Origin of the sequence: Mesorhizobium sp. LNJC405B00 (assembly GCF_000502615.1) — a bacterium.
In the GTDB taxonomy this organism is placed as follows: domain Bacteria; phylum Pseudomonadota; class Alphaproteobacteria; order Rhizobiales; family Rhizobiaceae; genus Mesorhizobium.
Genome location: NZ_AYWC01000013.1, coordinates 154,307 through 172,181, shown reverse-complemented (window position 1 = coordinate 172,181; position 17,875 = coordinate 154,307). Strand labels below are relative to the sequence as shown.

The following is a 17,875-nucleotide window of genomic DNA, read 5'->3' as shown; positions in this document are numbered from 1 at the left end:
TTAAACGGACCTTGTTTCAGGGCTTGATACGGATATGGACACGACAGCCCAGCACGGCATTGCGAAGGAGGAGCCCACGGGTCCTGCCCCGCGCCTGACGCTGTCCGGCGTCTCCAAAAGCTTTCCCGGCGTGCGCGCGCTGCACAATGTCAGCCTGTCGCTTTACCCCGGCCAGGTTACGGCGCTGATCGGTGAAAACGGTGCCGGCAAGTCGACGCTGGTCAAGATCATGACCGGCATCTACCAGCCCGACGCCGGCACGATCAGCATTGACGGCCAGGCCGTCACCCTGCCCAGCGCGCATGCCGCCTTCGGCCACGGCGTCACCGCCATTCATCAGGAAACCGTGCTGTTCGACGATCTGAGCGTCGCCGAAAACATTTTTCTCGGCCATGCGCCGCGCACGCGGCTAGGCACCATCGACTGGCGCACCATGCGAAAACACGCGCGCGAAGTGCTCGACACCATGCATGCCGGCCATATCAACGCCGATGCGCGGCTGAAAGACCTCGGCATCGCCAACAAGCATCTGGTAGCGGTTGCTCGCGCGATGTCGATCGATGCGCAGATCGTCATCATGGATGAGCCGACCGCAGCCCTTTCGATGAAGGAGATCGAGGAGCTTTTCCTGCTGATCGAATTCCTCAAGGAGGAAGGCAAGGCGATCCTGTTCATCAGCCACAAGTTCGACGAGATCTATCGGATCGCCGATCGCTACACCGTGTTCCGCGACGGCGAGATGGTTGGCGAGGGCCTTATAAAGGATGCCGGCCAGAGCCAGATCGTGCGCATGATGGTCGGCCGCTCGGTCGACCACATCTTCCCGCAACGCAAGGCCGAGATCGGCGCGCCGGTGCTGTCTGTATCCGGCCTGTCGCACCCGACCGAATTCAGCGATATCGGCTTCGAGCTGCACGAGGGCGAGATCCTCGGTTTCTATGGCCTGGTCGGCGCCGGGCGGTCAGAGGTGATGCAGGCGATTTCAGGCATCACCCGCATATCGGGCGGCACGATCACGCTGGAAGGCAAGGTGATCACGCCGAAATCGGCGGCGGATTCCATCGAAGCCGGCATCGTCTACGTGCCGGAGGAGCGCGGCAAGCAGGGCGTGGTGATCGGCCTGCCGATCTTCCAAAACGTCTCGCTTCCCTCGCTCAAGCGCACCTCCAAATCCGGCCTGCTGCGATTGTCGGACGAATTCGCGCTCGCCCGCTCCTACACCGAGCGGCTAGACCTGCGCGCCTCGTCGCTGAGCCAGGATGTCGGCACGCTGTCGGGCGGCAACCAACAGAAGATCGTCATCGCCAAATGGCTGGCGACAGCGCCCAAGGTGATCATCCTGGATGAGCCGACCAAGGGCATCGACATCGGCTCCAAGGCCGCCGTGCACGGCTTCATGGCGGAGCTCGTCGCGCAGGGCCTGTCGGTGATCATGGTGTCGTCGGAACTGCCGGAGATTCTGGGCATGTCCGACCGCGTCGTCGTCATGCGCGAAGGGCTGGTTGCGGCGGTCTACGATAATAAGGGGCTGGACGCCGAAACGCTGGTCCGGACGGCAGCGGGGATCGCGGCATGAAGGCTCTCCTTAAATACCGCGAGATCTGGCTGGCAGCGGCGATCGTCGTTTTGATTGCTGTGATCTCGACGCGTTTCCCGGCCTTTGCCGACCCCGGCAATCTCGCCCAGGTGTTCAACGACACCTCGATCCTGATGATCCTGGCGCTGGGACAGATGGTCGTCATCCTGACCCGCTCGATCGACCTGTCGATGGCCTCCAACCTGTGCTTCACCGGCATGGTGGTGGCGATGCTGAACGCCGCGCATCCGGCCATCCCGATCCCGCTGCTGATCGTCATTGCGCTGGCCGTCGGACTGGTGCTCGGCGCCATCAACGGCCTGCTGGTGTGGCGGCTGAACATCCCTTCGATCGTGGTGACATTGGGCACGCTCACCATCTATCGCGGCGCCACCTTCGTCCTGTCCGGCGGCGCATGGGTCAATGCCGACAAGATGAGTCCTGAGTTCATCGGCTTCCAGCGCGCAGCTTTCCTGGGCATTCCGGTTCTGTCCTGGATCGCCATACTGGTCATCGCGCTGTTCTTCGTGGTGATGACGCGAACCGCGCTTGGCCGTTCGATCTATGCCATCGGCGTCAACCCGACGGCGTCGGTCTATGCCGGCATCGATGTCGGCCGAACCAAATTCATCGTCTTCTGCATTTCCGGCATGATCGGCGGGCTCGCCGGTTATCTCTGGATTTCTCGTTATGTCATCGCCTCGGTCGAGGTCGCCAACGGCTATGAACTCAACATCATCGCCGCCTGCGTCATCGGCGGCATTTCGATTGCCGGCGGCATCGGCTCGGTCGGGGGCGCGGTGTTAGGGGCGCTGTTCCTCGGCATCATTTCCAACGCGCTGCCCGTCATCAACATCTCGCCCTTCTGGCAGATGGCGATTTCAGGCAGCGCCATCATCCTGGCCGTCGTGCTCAACGCGCGTGGCGAACGTCAGCAGGGGCGGATCATTCTGAGGAAGGCGGAGGCGGCATGACCGACACCCCCGCCCCGCGCCACATTCCCGACCGGCTCGACAAGCCGCTCTCCTCGGCGATCTTTTCCTGGGAAGCGCTGCTGGTCGTCGTGGCGGTCGCCATCTTCGCCATCAACAGCTTCGCATCGCCCTATTTCCTCGATGCCTATTCGCTGTCGGACCTGACCTTCAATTTCACCGAGAAAGGCCTGATCGCCTTCGCCATGGCGCTGCTGATCATTTCGGGCGAGATCGACCTGTCGGTCGCCGCCATCATCGCGCTCGCCTCGACCATGATGGGCATGGCGGTACAGGCCGGCGCCGACACGCCGGTGCTGGTGGCTATCGGCATCGTCGTCGGGCTCGGTTGCGGCGCCTTCAACGGCCTGTTGGTGACGAGGCTCGGCCTGCCGTCCATCGTCGTTACCATCGGCACGATGAGCCTGTTTCGCGGCATTGCCTTCATCATCCTCGGTGACCAGGCCTACAAGGGCTATCCCGAGAGTTTTGCTTTCTTCGGCCAGGGCTATGTCTGGTGGGTGGTGTCGTTCGAACTGGTGCTCTTCCTCATCGCGGCCGTCGCCTACTGGTTCCTGCTGCATCGCACCAGCTTCGGCCGCCGTGTCTTTGCCATCGGCAACAATCCGGTCGCGGCACAGTTTTCCGGCGTTCGTGTCGGCCGCATCAAATTCATCCTGTTTTGCCTGACCGGGCTGATGGCCGGCATGGCCTCGGTGCTGATCACCTCGCGGCTCGGCTCGACGCGGCCGTCGATCGCGCAGGGCTATGAGCTTGAGGTCATCACCATGGTGGTGCTGGGCGGCGTCAGCATTCTGGGTGGCTCCGGCAGCATTGTTGGCGTCGTGCTCGCCGCCTTTATCATGGGGCTGGTGACCTTCGGGCTCGGCCTGCTCAACGTGCCCGGCATCGTCATGTCGATCTTCATCGGCCTGCTCTTAATCGTCGTCATCGCACTGCCGATCGTCTGGCGGCGGCTGCGCGGTAACAGCTGATGCCTGAGAAATACGCCTTCAAGATGCAGCTCAAACCCGGCATGAAAGCCGAGTACAAAAAGCGCCACGATGAGATCTGGCCGGAGCTGGCGGCGCTGCTGAGACAGGCCGGCGTCTCCGATTATTCGATCCATCTCGATGAAGACACCAACATCCTGTTCGGCGTGCTGTGGCGGCGGGACGACCATAGCATGGCCGACCTGCCGAAGCATCCGGTGATGCAGCGCTGGTGGGCGCACATGGCCGACATCATGGAGACCAGGCCGGACAACCAACCGGTGGCCATCCCCCTGGAAACAATGTTCCATATGGCATGAGTGCGCTGCGCCACATCGCCGTCATCGACATCGGCAAGACCAACGCCAAGGTGGCGCTGGTCGATCTCGTCACGCTGAGCGAGGTGGGGTTGCGCCGCATGGCGAACGCGCCGCTGCGACAAGCGCCCTATCCGCATCACGATGTCGAGGCGCTGTGGACGTTTATCCTCAACAGCCTTGCCAGCCTCAACCGCGATCAGCGTATCGACGCGATTTCGATCACCACGCATGGTGCGACCGGCGTGCTGGTCGACGCCGCGGGCGAACTGGTGCTGCCGGTGCTTGACTACGAGTTCGACGGCCCCGACCGGCTGGCGGCGGAGTATGACGCTGTCCGAGCGCCCTTCGCCAAAACCGGTACGCCGCGCCTGCCGGTCGGCCTCAATCTCGGTGCGCAATTCTTCTGGCTTGAGAAGCGTTTCCCCACCGAATTCGCCAAGGCCGCCGCGATGCTGATGTATCCGCAATACTGGGCGCTGCGCCTGACCGGCGTTGCCGCCAACGAGGTGACCTCGCTCGGCTGCCACACCGATCTGTGGAGCCCTTGGGAGGCGGACTTTTCCTCGATGGTCGACAGGCTGGATTGGCGCAGGCTGATGGCGCCGGTGCGGCCGGCCAGGGACCAGCTCGGCCCGATCCTGCCTCCGCTTGCCGCGCGCACCGGGCTCGATCCGCAGACGCCGGTATTCTGTGGCCTGCACGATTCCAACGCCTCGCTATTGCCGCATCTTCTGTCCGACGAGCCGCCCTTCTCGGTCGTCTCGACCGGCACCTGGGTGGTCTCGATGGCGGTCGGCGGCAGAGAGATTGCGCTCGATGCTGCGCGCGACACGCTGGTCAATGTCAGCGCGCTTGGCGCTCCCGTCCCCTCGGCGCGGTTCATGGGTGGCCGCGAGTTTTCCCAGCTGACCAAGGACAAGCCGCAGGACTGCAGCGGCAGCGAGGTGCTGGCCGTTCTGACAAAAAAGATGCTGCTTTTGCCTTCTACCCAGCAGGGATCAGGTCCGTTCCCGCACCATGCCGCGGCATGGCTTGGTGCCGAGGGCATCAGCAAAGGCGAGCGGTTCGCCGCCATTTCCTTCTATCTGGCACTGATGACGGCGACCTGCCTCGAGCTGATCGGCGCCGACGGCCCGACCACCGTGGAAGGACCGTTTGCTCGCAACCGGCTCTTTGTCGGCATGCTGGCGGCAGCGACGGCGCGCATCGTCATCGCCTCCGAGGCGGCCACCGGCACCAGCATCGGCGCGGCACTGCTCGCATCCGATCAGCCAGTGACGCACGGCAAGGGCGAAAGAATTGAGCCGCAGACCGACCCGGTCTGGGCGGCCTATGTCACCGCGTGGCGCGCGGCAGTCGACGCGCAAGGCTGATCACAAAATCCGCTTCCCAAAGGCCGACATGACGAAGTTGACGGCGTCGGCGCCGATCCGCGGCTCCAGACCGGCGGTCAGCCCGGAAACATCCATCGACAGCAGACCGCCGGACAGCGAGATCGCCTCCATTGCCTGATGCGTCTCGCGCACCGTCAGCCCGCCCGAGCCCGCAGCCCAGCCGGTAAATTCGGTCGCCGTCGGCGAATAGCTGACGTGAAAGCCCTGCGTGCCCGACGTCGCGATGCGGATCGCCTCATGCATGAGGTCGCGCATGCCCATGGCGTCGATGTCGGTCATGGTGAAGGCCGAGACACGCGAATCCTTGAGCACCCTTGCCTCCGCCGGATCGGCATGGCGCAGGCCCACGATGACGACATTTTCCGGCGACAGCTGCGGCTGCAGCGCGCCGGGCTTGTGATCGAGACCGAGCGCGCGGGCCAGCACCGAGACTTCAGGCATGTCTTCGGCCTCCTCGTCCTCGGGCATCAGGGCGGCGATGGAATCGATCCAGATCAGGCCGAAGGAATGCGTCGCGCGCGCCGTTGCGGTCAGCGCCTTGTGGGCGATACGGCGATCGGCGCCGGCAGCGAGCCGGATCAAGCCCGAGGGCGGCCGCTCGACGTCGGCGAGTTCGACCACGTCGAAATTCATCGCCTCCAGACGCGCGCCGGTTCCCTCGCGGGCGATAATCCCGCCGGCTTCCGGTTCGGCCGAGATCGACACCATCTTGCGGCCGGAGAAATCCGCGACGTCGTGCATCGGCGCCTTCTCGACATATTCCGAGGTCATCGCCAGAAGCATGGCGCCATAATTCATGCGGAAGGCGACACGGTCGCCGACGGTAGGTCGCGGATCGGCATCCTGCACATCGAGCAGCAGATGGTCGCTGGAAGCGCCGAGCACCCTCACCCCCTTGGCGATCGGCGTCAGCCCTTCCACCAGCACGTCCTCGCGGCCTATATTGGCGATGGCGCGCAGCCGGTCGCCCTCGTCTGCAAAGACCGGCTGGTTGCCGAAGGCGTCGTAGCCGGACGTGCCTATCGGCCGCGAAGGCTTGAGCTTGACCTCGATGATGTCGCTGGTCAGCCGGCAGGCATCGGGTTCGAGTTTGGGCCACGGCACGTCGCGAAAGGTTTCGACACCGCCTTGCAGGATCGCCTCGCCCACGCGCAGATTGTTGATGCCGGGCGGCAGCTTGCCTTCGAGCAGCAGCGTCAGCGACGACGAGGCGCCGCCGGAAATGAAGTCGAGGCTTTTGCCGGACAGGCGCTCGGTCTTGTAGGCATGGGCGACGAGCTGGCCAAGGTTCTCCGGCGTCGGCATTATGGCGCCGAAGCAGCCGAGATTGGTGCCGATGCCGGCGATGCGCACGCCCTTGAATTCCAGGATCTGCTCGACAGTGGGGATCAGGTCGCTTGGCCAGATGCCTTCGCGGAGATCGCCGAGATCGATCATCAGCATGATGTCGTGGACGCGGCCCATGCGCTCGGCAATGCGCGATATCTCGCGGATGGTGGTCAGTTCCGACTGCAGGCTGATGTCGACGGTGCGCACGACCTCCTCGACGCGCGCCATGGGCGGGCTGCGCAGCAGCATGACCGGCGCATTGATGCCGCTGTCGCGCAGCCGCCGAATGTTCTCAAAACGCGATTCCGCGATGCCGGCAACACCGCCGCGCAGCATGGCCCGCGCCACCTGCGGCATGCCGCATGTGCCCTTGGTGACACCGAATACCTTGATATCAGACAATGCGCAGCGTTCGACGATGGTGCGGGCGTTGCGCTCGATGCGGCCAAGGTCGATAGCGACTTGCGGTCCCGACATCGCTCAGCTCCCGTAGACCAGCCCTTGGGGGTCGATCTCCGGCTTGCGGCCGGCGACGAGGTCGGCCAGGAACTTGCCCGAGCCGCAGGCCATCGTCCAGCCGACATGGCCATGCCCAGTGTCGAGATAGAGGTTGCGATATTTGGCCTGACCGATGACCGGCACCGAGTTCGGCATCATTGGTCGCAGGCCCGCCCAAAGCAGCGCCTTCTTCTCGTCGAAAGCGCCAGGGAAAAGGTCTTTGCCGGTGCTCAGCATAGACTTGAAGTCGCTGGGCTTGAAGCTGCGGTCGAAGCCGGTGAACTCGGCTGTCGAGGACATGCGCAGGCGGTTTCCGAGCCTGGAGTAACCAACCAGCCGGTCCTCGTCGGCGCCGCCCATGGTCGGTCCCTTGCTCTCGTCCTCCAGCGGGATGGTCGCGCTATAGCCTTTAACCGGATAGACGGGCAGGTCGATACCGTAGCGGCGGCCGATCAGGCCGCTCTCGGGGCCCATGGCGATGACGACGGCGTCGCCCGTCACCGGGCCGGCCGACGTCATGACCGCACGCACCCAGTCGCCCTCTATGTCGAGCCCCTCGACCGTGGTGTCGAACAGGAATCTGACGCCGAGCTTTTCGGCGGCATAGGCGGCCAGCCCATCGACGAATATCCTGGAATCGCCGGTCTGGTCGATTGGCGAATAAACGCCGCCGGCGATCTTTTCCTTCACTCCGGCGAGCCCGGGCTCAAGTTCGACCAGCCGGTCGCGGCCGACGATCTCGATCGGCAGGCCATGCTTCGCCAGAAACTGGTAGTTGTCGGTGCCGGTGTCGAGACTGTGCTGTGAGCGGAAGAAATAAAGAATGCCCTTCTTGCGCTCGTCATAGTGGATGCCTGTGGCGTCGGAGAGCGCGTTGATGCAGTCGCGCGAATAGAGCGCCAGGCGCAGTTTGACCTGGCTGTTGGCGCGCAGCCGGGCCACGGTGCACTGGCGCAGGAAACGCAGGCTCCAGGCGAGGAAATAAGGATCGAAGCGCAGCCTGACCTTGATGCCGAGATCATGGTTCCAGAGCGCGCGCAGGAAGGTCTTCAGCGCCGACGGGGAGGCCCAGGCGGTGGCGTCGCCCGGCGACACCAGGCCGGCATTGGACTGGCTGGTGCCGCGCGCCGGCGCCGGATGGCGCTCGATCACGGTGACCTCATGGCCGTCGGCGGCCAGATAATACGCGGCCGCGGTACCGACAACACCGGCTCCAAGCACCGTTATCTTCATGCCACCCCCCAAAGCTCTTCGCGGCACAGCGCCTCCACGCCGCACCGCCAATGCCTTCAATAGCGCTTCGCTGCGCGCCTTGCGAGCCCTCGGAAGTGCCCGGCTCAGCCCCGCGCGGAGTTCTTGCCGGTGAGGATACGCTCCCAGGCGAGTGCATCGGCGACGATCTGGTCGAGGTCGTCGCGTTGCGGGGTCCAGCCGAGTTCGGCGCGTGCAAGGTCCGAATTGGCAACCACGGCGGCGGCGTCGCCGGGGCGCCGGTCGCCCATCTTGACCTCGAAATCCCGGCCGAAGGCGCGCCGCACGCTGTCGATGACCTCGAGCACCGAATAGCCGTGGCTGTAGCCGCAATTGGCGACGAGGCTGCCGCCGCCGGCGCGCAGGCGCTGCAGCGCCAGCCGGTGCGCCGCGGCCAGGTCGCTGACATGGATATAATCGCGCATGCAGGTGCCGTCCGGCGTCGGATAATCGGTGCCGAACACCTGCATGAAGGGGCGTTTGCCGAGCGCGGTCTCGCAGGCGACCTTGATCAGATGCGTGGCGCCAGGCGTCGACTGCCCCGTCCGGCCCCTGGGATCGGCGCCGGCGACGTTGAAGTAGCGCAGCGCCGTGTACCGCAAGGGATGCGCAAGCGCTGCGTCGCGCAGCATCCATTCGCTCATCAGCTTGGACAGGCCGTAGGGCGATTCCGGCGCCAGGCGGGCATCCTCGCGCACCGGCTCCAGGCCGGCGCCGCCATAGACGGCGGCGGTCGAGGAGAAGATGAAATGCGGCACGCCCTCGTGCACCGCGGTTTCGATCAGCGTGCGGGTCTTGGAGGTGTTATTCTCGTAATAGGCGAGCGGGTCGGCAACCGATTCCGGCACCACGATGGAACCGGCGAAGTGGATGATCGCGTCGACCTCGTTATCCCGGATGATCTGGCCGACCAATTCCCTATCGGCGACATCGCCGACGACAAGCTTGGCTTCCGGCGCTACCGCCCATTCGAAGCCGGTGGAAAGGCGGTCGAGAACGACGACGCTCTCGCCGACATCCAGCAGTTCCCAGACCATGTGGCTGCCGATATAACCGGCGCCGCCCGTTACCAAAACCGTCATCCGTGTCCTCTTTTACTCATGATTTATCGGAAACTGTCTCAATCACCGCCTTACTGGAAAGCCTGCGGCAAGGCCATTAGAAACGCCTGAATGTTAAATCCGTAACAGTCTCACCGGCCTGTGGCACCGTACGGAAACAAAATTGATCCACATCAAGGGAATAGGCCACGATCCGGGGTCGTTAGGAACAGGCTTGGGGCGTGGCATTTTGACCAAAACGGCCCGGTGGACGACGAATGGGCCAACGATTATGATCCCGCGCAAAACTGGGAAGGCGACATGAACTATCAGCGGTTCTTTGAGGAAGCGATCGATCAGCTCCACGCCGAGCGGCGCTACCGGGTTTTCGCCGATCTCGAGCGCATTGTCGGCAAGTTTCCGCGCGCTATCTGGCGTTCCAACGGCCGCGCCGAGGAAATCACCGTCTGGTGCTCCAACGACTATCTCGGCATGGGCCAGAACCCCGATGTCATCGCCGCTTTCCAGAACGCGGCCGGCAAGATGGGTTCGGGCGCCGGCGGCACCCGCAACATTTCCGGCACCTCGAACCCGTTGGTCGAGCTCGAGCTGGAACTGGCCGACCTGCACGACAAGGAAGCGGCGCTGGTCTTCACCTCCGGCTTCGTCTCCAACGAAGCGTCGATCTCGACCATTGCGCGGCTTTTGCCCAACTGCCTGATCATTTCGGACGAGCTCAACCATGCCTCGATGATCGAAGGCGTGCGGCGCTCGGGCGCCGAAAAGAAGATCTTCCGTCACAATGACGTCGCGCATCTCGAAAGCCTGCTGCAGGTGGCGGGCCGCGAACGCGCCAAGCTGATCGTGTTCGAGAGCGTCTATTCGATGGATGGCGACATCGCGCCGATCAAGCAGATCGTCGAACTGGCCGAACGCTACAACGCCATGACCTATATTGACGAGGTCCATGCCGTCGGCATGTACGGACCGCGCGGCGGCGGCATCACCGAGCGCGAGGGGCTGGCCGACCGCATCGACATCATCGAAGGCACGCTGGCCAAGGCGTTCGGCACGCTGGGTGGCTATATCGCCGGCAACAGCGCCGTCATCGACGCGGTGCGCTCCTATGCGCCGGGCTTCATCTTCACCACGGCGCTGCCGCCGGCCATCGCCGCCGCCGCCACCACGTCCATCCGCCACCTCAAGCGCTCGCAGGCCGAGCGCGATGCGCAACAGCGCCAGGCGTCGCGGACCAAGGAGGTTCTGTCTGCAGCTGGCCTGCCGGTGATGGAATCGCCGACCCATATCGTGCCGGTGCTGGTCGGTGACCCCGAACTCTGCAAGATGGCCAGCGACCGTCTGCTCGGCGTGCACGGCATCTACATCCAGCCGATCAACTATCCGACCGTGCCGCGCGGCACCGAGCGGCTGCGCATCACGCCGACGCCGTTCCATACCGATGCGCTGATTGCGGGACTGCAGGACGCGCTGGTCGAGACATGGGATGCGCTGGGCATTCCCTATGGCTCCGCAGGGCGGCCCACTGTCACCAAGAGCGACCGGATTGTGCCGCTGCTGGTGCCGAAGTCGGGCGGCTGAAGCCGCCGCCCATTTAACCTCAAACCGTCCTCATCCATCCCGCCAGCCGGTGTGCCGCTTCCTCGAGCTGGTCGAGGCGGCGGTGGAAGCACAGGCGCAAAAACGCCTCTCCGCCAGGGCCGAAGGCGGTGCCTGGCGCGAGGCCGACATTGGCCTTGTCGACAATGTCGAAAGCGGCCCGGCGCGGATCGGTGATGCCGTCTACCGTGAAGAACAAATAGAACGCGCCTTGCGGCACGGTGAAGCGCGCTTTGCCGGTTGCGCCGAGAATATCGCAGACCAGGTCGCGCGCTTTCCTGGCGCGCTCCACCTGCTCGACGATGAAGGCATCACCGTGGTCCAGCGCCGCGACGGCGCCGCGCTGCATGAACTGGGCGACGCCTGAGGTCGAATACTGGATCAGGTTCTCGAACACCTGCTGCAGCTCGGGATGGGTCTTGATCCAGCCGACGCGCCAGCCGGTCATCGCCCAGTTCTTGGAAAAGGAGTTGACGAACAGGATGCGGTCTTCCGCGGTCGAAATGTCGAGGAAGGACGGCGCACGGCCGTGGCCGTAGTGGAACAGCGAATAGATCTCGTCGGCGATGATCCACAGGCCATTTTGGCGGGCGAGATTCAGGATCGCCTGCAGCGTTTCCTTATCGGCCGTCCAGCCGGTGGGGTTCGATGGCGTGTTGACGAACAGCGCCTTGGTGCGCGGCGTCACCGCAGCCGCAATCTTGTCGACATCGCAGGACCAGCCATTGCCCGACTGGTCGAGCGTGACCGCAACCGGGGTAGCGCCGGAAATACCGGCGGCGGCGGCGAAATTCGGCCACGCCGGGGAGAGATAGACCACCTCGTCGCCGCTGCCGGCGACCGCGGCTAATGCCAACTGAATGGCATGCATGCCGGAACCGGTGGCGATGAATTCCTCTTCGGCGAAGCTCTTGCCGAAATGCCTGGCATAGTAGCGAGAAAGCGCTTGCCTCAGCTCCGGAATGCCTTTCTGCCAGGTATAGAAGGTCTCGCCATTGGCGAGCCCCTTGGCGGCGGCTTCCGAAATGAAGGCAGGCGTCGGCAAATCGCCTTCACCGGCCCAGAGCGGGATCATGCCCTCGCGCGTACGGCCGTAATTGACGACGGCGACAATGCCGCTTTCGGGGGCGGCCACCGCTTCGGCGCGCAAGCTATCGATCAGGGTCATGACAGGTCCGTTTTGATGTCCGCTTTGATGCATGTCATTATCCAGAACCGCTGCGCACTTATGGGCGACATGCATTGGCGGATGCTCTTAGCAGATGCGGCAACAGAAAACCCCGGCCGCGAACGACCGGGGTTTTGGTCCAGAAATCTGGCCTTGTCTATTTCCTGGCGAGGAGATCGCGAATTTCGGTGAGCAGTGCGACGTCAGCCGGCGGCGGAGCCGCAGGTGCGGCCGGCTTCTCGCGCTCGAGCCGCTTGCGCATGTTGTTCACGGCCTTGACCATAAGGAAGATGATGAAAGCCAGGATGACGAAATTCAGCGCCACGGTGATAAAATTGCCGTAGGCGAACACCGCGCCTTCCTTACGCGCGTCGGCAAGATTGGTCGAATGCACTGTTGATGAGAGGCCTATGAAGTAGTTGGAAAAGTCGACGCCACCAAGTGCGCCGATGAAAGGCATGATGATGTCATTGACAAGAGAATCGACGATCTTGCTGAAGGCCGCGCCGATGATGACGCCGACCGCAAGGTCCATCACATTTCCTTTGGAAATGAATTCCTGGAATTCTTTCAGCATTCGACCCTCCTTGTCATGACGGACCGCGCTGCCGCCGTCCCTCCGGCGTCGGCCCGTGCGCACCATAACAAAAACCTGCGGTTGCAACAGAAGCAAAAGCTGGAAAACACCGCTTTCTCCTTACCTTGGGTCACGGTTCGACAGGGCCGCGTCGCGGCCATGCGCCGGAAAGCCGCGATGGACTTGACCTTAGAGCTGTGATTGCCTCTGGGCAGGCCGGGGTGAAAGCTGGCCGAGGAGGATTTTCGGGCCGTGCAGGGCTGGTTCATCGTCATCATTGCGGTCGCCTATGTAACGCTGCTGTTCGTCATCGCCAGCCTCGGCGACCGGCGTTCAACGGCGCTGGGACCCGGCCGCGCCCGGCCCTTCATCTATGCGCTCAGCCTCGCCATCTACTGCACCTCCTGGACCTTCTTCGGCTCGGTCGGCCTGTCGTCCGAGCGCGGCCTCGAATTTTTGGGCATCTACACCGGGCCGGTGCTGGTGTTCGTGTTCGGCTTTCCGCTGCTCAATCGCATCGTGCGGCTGGCCAAGAGCGAGAAGATCACCTCGATCGCCGACTTCCTCGGCGCGCGCTACGGCAAGAGCTTTGCCGTCTCGGCGATCGCCACGCTGATCGCCACCATCGGCGCGGTGCCCTATATCGCACTGCAATTGAAGGCGATCTCCGGTTCGGTCGGCCTGATGGTCGAGCATTATACGGGATCGCCGCCCTCCTTCGATCCCTTCGTCAGCGACATCTCGCTGGTGGTGGCCATGCTCTTGGCGCTGTTTGCGGTGCTGTTCGGCACCCGCCATGCCGACGCCACCGAGCACCAGGACGGGCTGGTGCTGGCGGTGGCGGTCGAAACCGTGGTCAAGCTCGCCGCCTTCCTGGCGATCGGCCTGATGGTCACCTTCCTGATCTTCGGTGGCCCGGGCGACATGATCGACAAGCTGGCCGAAAACAGCCAGGTGCGGCAAGCCATGGGCTACAACACCTCGCTCGCCACCTGGCTGGTGCTGACTTGCCTGAGCGGCTTTGCCATCATCATGCTGCCGCGCCAGTTCTACGTCACCATCGTCGAGAACCGCGGCGAGGCCGAACTGCGCACCGCGACCTGGGTGTTTCCGCTCTATCTCGTGGCGATAAACCTGTTCGTGCTGCCGATCGCCTTCGCCGGCCTGGCGCTGGTCGGCGCCAAAACCACCAGTGACCTCTATGTGCTGGCGCTGCCCTTGTTCGGCGGCCATGACTTCCTCGCCATGGCCGCCTTCATCGGTGGGCTGTCGGCGGCGACCGCCATGGTGATCGTCGAAAGCGTGGCGCTGTCGATCATGATCTCCAACGACCTCGTCATCCCGCTGTTCGTGCGCCGCCTGCTCAAGACCACGACCTCTGAGAATGAGGATTGGTCGACGCTGATCCTCAACGTGCGGCGCGGCGCCATCTTCATCCTGTTGTTCATCGCCTTCCTCTACTACCGCGAAAGCACCAACTCGGCGCGGCTGTCGTCGATCGGCCTGATGTCGTTCGCGGCAATCGCCCAATTCGCGCCGGCGCTGATCGGCGGGCTGATCTGGCGCGGCGCCAATGGCCGCGGCGCGGCCCTTGGCATGGTCGCCGGCATCCTCGTCTGGGGCTATACGCTGCTTTTGCCGTCGCTCTCGGCAGCCGACGCGGACATCGTCGTGCAGGGGTTGTTCGGTTTCGAGGCGCTGCGGCCGCAGGCTCTGTTCGGCACCGTCGCCGAACCGTTGAACCACGGCGTGCTCTGGAGCCTGTCGGTCAACACGCTGTTCTTCGTGCTCGGCTCGCTGTCGCGTGCGTCAGTGCCGCTGGAGCGGATCCAGGCGTCGATCTTCGTGCCGCGCGAATCCGGCCCGATGCCCAGCCTGCGCCGCTTCCGCACCGCCATCACCGTCAACGTGCTGAAGGACACCATCTCGCGCTACCTCGGCGTCGAGCGCACCGAGCGCTCCTTCCAATCCTTCGAGAAAAGCAATGGCGTCTCGCTGCACGGCAATGAGCAGGCCAGCATGGATGTCATCCGCTTTTCCGAGCAGCTGCTGGCGAGCGCGGTCGGCTCGTCTTCGGCGCGGCTGATCCTGTCGCTGCTGTTTCGCCGCAACGACCGCGAGTCCAAGGACGCCTTTCGCCTGCTCGACGACGCCACCGAAGCGCTGCAGCACAATCGCGACCTGCTGCAGATCGCGCTCGACCAGATGGAGCAGGGCATCACCGTATTCGACCGCGATTTTCGTCTGATCTGCTGGAACAGACAATATCGCGCGCTGTTCGACCTGCCCGACGAGATGGGCCAGGTCGGCGTCTCGCTCGACCGCATCCTGCGCCACCTCGCCGAGCGCGGCGATATCCCGGCCGACCAGCGCGTGGCGATGCTCAACCGGCTGACCAGCTTCGTCAGCCCATGGCAGATGGAGTTGACGACCAGTGGCCGAATCCTCGAACTGCGTTCCAACCCGATGCCGGACGGTGGCATCGTTGCCACCTATGCCGACATATCAGGACGCGTCGAACAGGATTTGGCGCTGAAGCGGGCCAATGAATCGCTGGAGCAGCGGGTCAAGACGCGTACCATCGAACTGACTAGGGTCAACGAGGAGTTGACCCGGGTCAATGAGGAGTTGGCGCAGGCGCAGATGCTGGCCGAGGAGGCCAATCTGGGCAAGACGCGCTTCCTCGCCGCCGCCGGCCACGACATCCTGCAGCCGCTGAACGCCGCCCGTCTCTACTGCTCGTCGCTGATCGAAAAGGCCGGCAAGGGCCCGGCCGGGGAGGCTGCTATCAACATCGAATCCTCGCTCGAATCGGTCGAGACGATCCTGGGCGCCGTGCTCGACATTTCCCGCCTCGACGCCGGCGCGATGAAGCCGGACGACAGCGCCTTCCGCCTGGACGGGCTGCTGCGCCAGATCGGCAATGATTTTCAGCCGCTCGCCGCCGAAAAGAAACTCGATCTGACGATCATAGCCTCGTCGCTCAGCGTGTTGACGGACCGCAACCTGCTGCGCCGGCTGATCCAGAATCTGGTCTCCAACGCCATCAAATACACCCCCCATGGCCGCATCCTGGTCGGCGTGCGACGGCGCGGCGAACTCGCCGAAATCCAGGTGATCGACACTGGCATCGGCATTGCCGGCGACAAGCTGAACACGGTCTTCAACGAGTTCACCCGGCTGGACGAAGGCGTGCGCGAGGCCGAAGGTCTCGGCCTTGGCCTGTCCATCGTCGACCGCATCGCGCGGGTGCTGCGGCTCGAGATCCAGATCTTTTCCAACCCGGGCAAGGGTACGCGCTTTTCCGTTATCCTGCCGGTTGCGGCGGTTGAGGCGCCGCGGCGCGAGGTCGAGCCGAAGGCGCCTGCCCGCACCGCGAATTCGCTGGCCGGCCTGCGCGTCATGTGCATCGACAACGACGCCCGCATCCTCGACGGCATGCGGCTTCTGCTCGAGGGCTGGGGCTGCAGCATCGGCACGTTTTCGGGTTCGGAGGATATTGGCAGGGCCGATCGTCCCGACATCGTGCTTGCCGACTATCATCTCGATGGCAGAAGCGGCCTCGACATCATCGCCCGCCTGCGTGACATCCATGGTTCCGACCTGCCGGCCGTGCTGGTCACCGCCGACCGCTCCACCGAGGTCCGTGCCGCTGCCGCCGCGCTCGACGTGCCGGTGATCAACAAGCCGCTGAAGCCGGCGGTGCTGCGTTCGATGATGGCAAGGGTCAGGCCGCTGGCGTCGGCGGCCGAGTAGAGTTTCTATCTTTTTGTTTTACGCAATTCCCAAGGGAAAGCGCTACGCACTTTTCCTGGAATAGCTTTAGCCCGCCGGCTGCAGCGGATCGCTGCCGATCTTGGACAGCTGGATCACCGCCTGGGTGCGGCTGTCGACGCCGAGTTTCTGCAGGATGGCCGAAACATGCGCCTTGACCGTCGCTTCGGATACGCTGAGCTCGTAGGCGATCTGCTTGTTGAGCAGGCCTTCGGCAAGCATGCCGAGGACACGCGTCTGCTGCGGTGTCAGCGCCTGCAGCCGCTTGATCAGGTCGGATATTTCCGGGTCGCGCTCGACGCCGAGGTCGATGCCGACGGGGGCTGCGATATCGCCTGCCAGCACCGATTGCACAGCGCTGCGGATTTCCTCCATGCTGGCCGATTTGGAGATGAAGCCGGATGCGCCGAGATCGAGCGCGCGCCGGATGGTCACCGGGTCGTCGTGGGCCGACACCACCACCAGCGGCACCGCCGGGTGGATGCCGCGCAACGCGATCAGACCGGACAGGCCGCTGGCGCCCGGCATCGACAGATCGAGCAGCACGAGGTCGACATCCTCATGGGCCACGACCAGCGCCTTGGCGCTTTCGAAATCGCCGGCCTCGTGAATGGCGGCGACATCGCCGACGCCGGCAAGCGCCTCTTTCAAGGCGCCGCGGAAAAGCGGATGGTCGTCGGCGATGACGAAGGTGTAACCCGACGGCAAATGTTCCTCCCCAAATCCCGTTGTTGCCCAAACTTCGTTATCGATTGACGGCTTTTACGGGATCGGACGATTATGCGGCGAAGCGCTTTGTTTTCAAGCGGCAATGGCCGGACGGCACTTTGCGCCGGGCAGCTCAGGTCTTTTGCGAGTTGAGCTTGGCGCCGTTGCCATTGTCCTTGTCCATCTCCTTGACGATGCCCATGAAGCCACGCAGCATGCGCTCCATATAGCTCATCGTCTTGTCGAAATCCTCTTCGCTCGGCAATTTCGACTCGAGACGGGCCGACAGCGAATTCTCCAACCTGGCGACGCGTTCGTCCATTGCCTTCATCGAGGCCTGCAAACGCTCGACCTCGTCCTGGAAGGCGGCGCGTTCGTCGGCGGCCATCTTGCAGACGAGCTGGCCGGAGCGCTCTTCGCAGATCGACATGGCGCCGGTCCGGGTGTCCATGCGGACATAGCCGTTGGCCGATTTTTCCAGCCGGTAGTGGTCGGCCTCCTCCGACCAGGCCGATGCCGCGACCAGCGAGACCAGTGCGGCGGGGATCAGTATGTGCTGCAGACGCATGTTCCATCCTCCACGAGCCAGTGTTCGCAACCTATCACAGCTTTGCGCCGTAAATGCGGACGAGTTGCCCTTCCCCGCATGATCGGTTCGGA

Annotated in this window: 14 protein-coding genes; 7 read left to right on the top strand and 7 right to left on the bottom strand. The window is 63.8% G+C overall.

Annotated features, from left to right (window positions below; all coding sequences use genetic code 11):
- The first annotated feature begins 34 nt into the window (after positions 1–34).
- Genes X756_RS142970 through X756_RS142990 form a run of 5 tightly spaced genes read left to right on the top strand, consistent with a single transcriptional unit; the run spans position 35 to position 5,232 of the window.
- Positions 35–1,576, top strand: a complete 1,542-nt coding sequence (locus X756_RS142970; RefSeq protein ID WP_023730989.1) for a sugar ABC transporter ATP-binding protein — start codon at positions 35–37, stop codon at positions 1,574–1,576.
- Positions 1,573–2,550, top strand: a complete 978-nt coding sequence (locus X756_RS142975; protein WP_023730988.1) for an ABC transporter permease — start codon at positions 1,573–1,575, stop codon at positions 2,548–2,550. Before X756_RS142970 ends, X756_RS142975 begins: the two co-directional genes overlap by 4 nt.
- A complete protein-coding gene (locus X756_RS142980) occupies positions 2,547–3,542 on the top strand; it encodes an ABC transporter permease (protein WP_023730987.1) in 996 nt (331 codons plus the stop codon). The genes X756_RS142975 and X756_RS142980 overlap by 4 nt, the downstream gene beginning before the upstream one ends.
- Complete coding sequence (gene rhaM, locus X756_RS142985; protein WP_023730986.1) at positions 3,542–3,859, top strand: L-rhamnose mutarotase; 318 nt, start codon at positions 3,542–3,544, stop codon at positions 3,857–3,859. Before X756_RS142980 ends, rhaM begins: the two co-directional genes overlap by 1 nt.
- Positions 3,856–5,232, top strand: coding sequence for an FGGY-family carbohydrate kinase (locus X756_RS142990; protein WP_023730985.1), 1,377 nt, complete (start codon positions 3,856–3,858; stop codon positions 5,230–5,232). Before rhaM ends, X756_RS142990 begins: the two co-directional genes overlap by 4 nt.
- Here X756_RS142990 and X756_RS142995 read toward each other — a convergent pair whose 3' ends face one another.
- The 3 genes from X756_RS142995 to galE form a co-directional block, all read right to left on the bottom strand.
- The gene (locus X756_RS142995; RefSeq protein ID WP_023730984.1) at positions 5,233–7,059 is read right to left on the bottom strand and encodes an alanine racemase; all 1,827 of its coding nucleotides are present in this window, start codon (positions 7,057–7,059) and stop codon (positions 5,233–5,235) included.
- A gap of 3 nt (positions 7,060–7,062) precedes the next feature.
- Positions 7,063–8,313 (bottom strand): D-amino acid dehydrogenase, encoded by a 1,251-nt coding sequence (locus X756_RS143000; RefSeq protein ID WP_023730983.1) that lies wholly within the window; start codon positions 8,311–8,313, stop codon positions 7,063–7,065.
- A gap of 104 nt (positions 8,314–8,417) precedes the next feature.
- Positions 8,418–9,413, bottom strand: a complete 996-nt coding sequence (galE, locus tag X756_RS143005; protein WP_023730982.1) for a UDP-glucose 4-epimerase GalE — start codon at positions 9,411–9,413, stop codon at positions 8,418–8,420.
- Positions 9,414–9,692: 279 nt separating this feature from the next.
- On the opposite strand from galE, the gene hemA reads away from it, so the two are divergent.
- Positions 9,693–10,970, top strand: a complete 1,278-nt coding sequence (hemA, locus tag X756_RS143010) for a 5-aminolevulinate synthase (RefSeq protein ID WP_023730981.1) — start codon at positions 9,693–9,695, stop codon at positions 10,968–10,970.
- Between the two features lie 19 nt (positions 10,971–10,989).
- Here hemA and X756_RS143015 read toward each other — a convergent pair whose 3' ends face one another.
- Both X756_RS143015 and mscL read right to left on the bottom strand, forming a co-directional pair.
- On the bottom strand, positions 10,990–12,156 hold the full coding sequence (locus tag X756_RS143015; RefSeq protein WP_023696681.1) for a pyridoxal phosphate-dependent aminotransferase: 1,167 nt from the start codon (positions 12,154–12,156) through the stop codon (positions 10,990–10,992).
- 157 nt (positions 12,157–12,313) lie between these two features.
- Positions 12,314–12,733, bottom strand: a complete 420-nt coding sequence (gene mscL, locus X756_RS143020) for a large conductance mechanosensitive channel protein MscL (RefSeq protein ID WP_023681933.1) — start codon at positions 12,731–12,733, stop codon at positions 12,314–12,316.
- Positions 12,734–12,985: 252 nt separating this feature from the next.
- Here mscL and X756_RS143030 point away from each other — a divergent pair, with 252 nt between their 5' ends.
- Positions 12,986–16,489, top strand: a complete 3,504-nt coding sequence (locus X756_RS143030) for a PAS domain-containing hybrid sensor histidine kinase/response regulator (RefSeq protein ID WP_023730979.1) — start codon at positions 12,986–12,988, stop codon at positions 16,487–16,489.
- Between the two features lie 66 nt (positions 16,490–16,555).
- Here the strand turns inward: X756_RS143030 and X756_RS143035 are convergent, their stop codons facing one another.
- Positions 16,556–17,215 (bottom strand): response regulator transcription factor, encoded by a 660-nt coding sequence (locus X756_RS143035; RefSeq protein ID WP_023688678.1) that lies wholly within the window; start codon positions 17,213–17,215, stop codon positions 16,556–16,558.
- Between the two features lie 133 nt (positions 17,216–17,348).
- Positions 17,349–17,783, bottom strand: coding sequence for a hypothetical protein (locus tag X756_RS143040; RefSeq protein ID WP_023730978.1), 435 nt, complete (start codon positions 17,781–17,783; stop codon positions 17,349–17,351).
- Positions 17,784–17,875 lie beyond the last annotated feature (92 nt).

What these genes read in the sequence shown, in the direction of transcription:
- X756_RS142970 (WP_023730989.1), top strand. Translation starts at nt 35, where the DNA reads ATGGACACGACAGCCCAGCACGGCATTGCGAAGGAGGAGCCCACGGGT.
- X756_RS142975 (WP_023730988.1), top strand. Translation starts at nt 1,573, where the DNA reads ATGAAGGCTCTCCTTAAATACCGCGAGATCTGGCTGGCAGCGGCGATC.
- X756_RS142980 (WP_023730987.1), top strand. Translation starts at nt 2,547, where the DNA reads ATGACCGACACCCCCGCCCCGCGCCACATTCCCGACCGGCTCGACAAG.
- rhaM (WP_023730986.1), top strand. Translation starts at nt 3,542, where the DNA reads ATGCCTGAGAAATACGCCTTCAAGATGCAGCTCAAACCCGGCATGAAA.
- X756_RS142990 (WP_023730985.1), top strand. Translation starts at nt 3,856, where the DNA reads ATGAGTGCGCTGCGCCACATCGCCGTCATCGACATCGGCAAGACCAAC.
- X756_RS142995 (WP_023730984.1), bottom strand. Translation starts at nt 7,059, where the DNA reads ATGTCGGGACCGCAAGTCGCTATCGACCTTGGCCGCATCGAGCGCAAC.
- X756_RS143000 (WP_023730983.1), bottom strand. Translation starts at nt 8,313, where the DNA reads ATGAAGATAACGGTGCTTGGAGCCGGTGTTGTCGGTACCGCGGCCGCG.
- galE (WP_023730982.1), bottom strand. Translation starts at nt 9,413, where the DNA reads ATGACGGTTTTGGTAACGGGCGGCGCCGGTTATATCGGCAGCCACATG.
- hemA (WP_023730981.1), top strand. Translation starts at nt 9,693, where the DNA reads ATGAACTATCAGCGGTTCTTTGAGGAAGCGATCGATCAGCTCCACGCC.
- X756_RS143015 (WP_023696681.1), bottom strand. Translation starts at nt 12,156, where the DNA reads ATGACCCTGATCGATAGCTTGCGCGCCGAAGCGGTGGCCGCCCCCGAA.
- mscL (WP_023681933.1), bottom strand. Translation starts at nt 12,733, where the DNA reads ATGCTGAAAGAATTCCAGGAATTCATTTCCAAAGGAAATGTGATGGAC.
- X756_RS143040 (WP_023730978.1), bottom strand. Translation starts at nt 17,783, where the DNA reads ATGCGTCTGCAGCACATACTGATCCCCGCCGCACTGGTCTCGCTGGTC.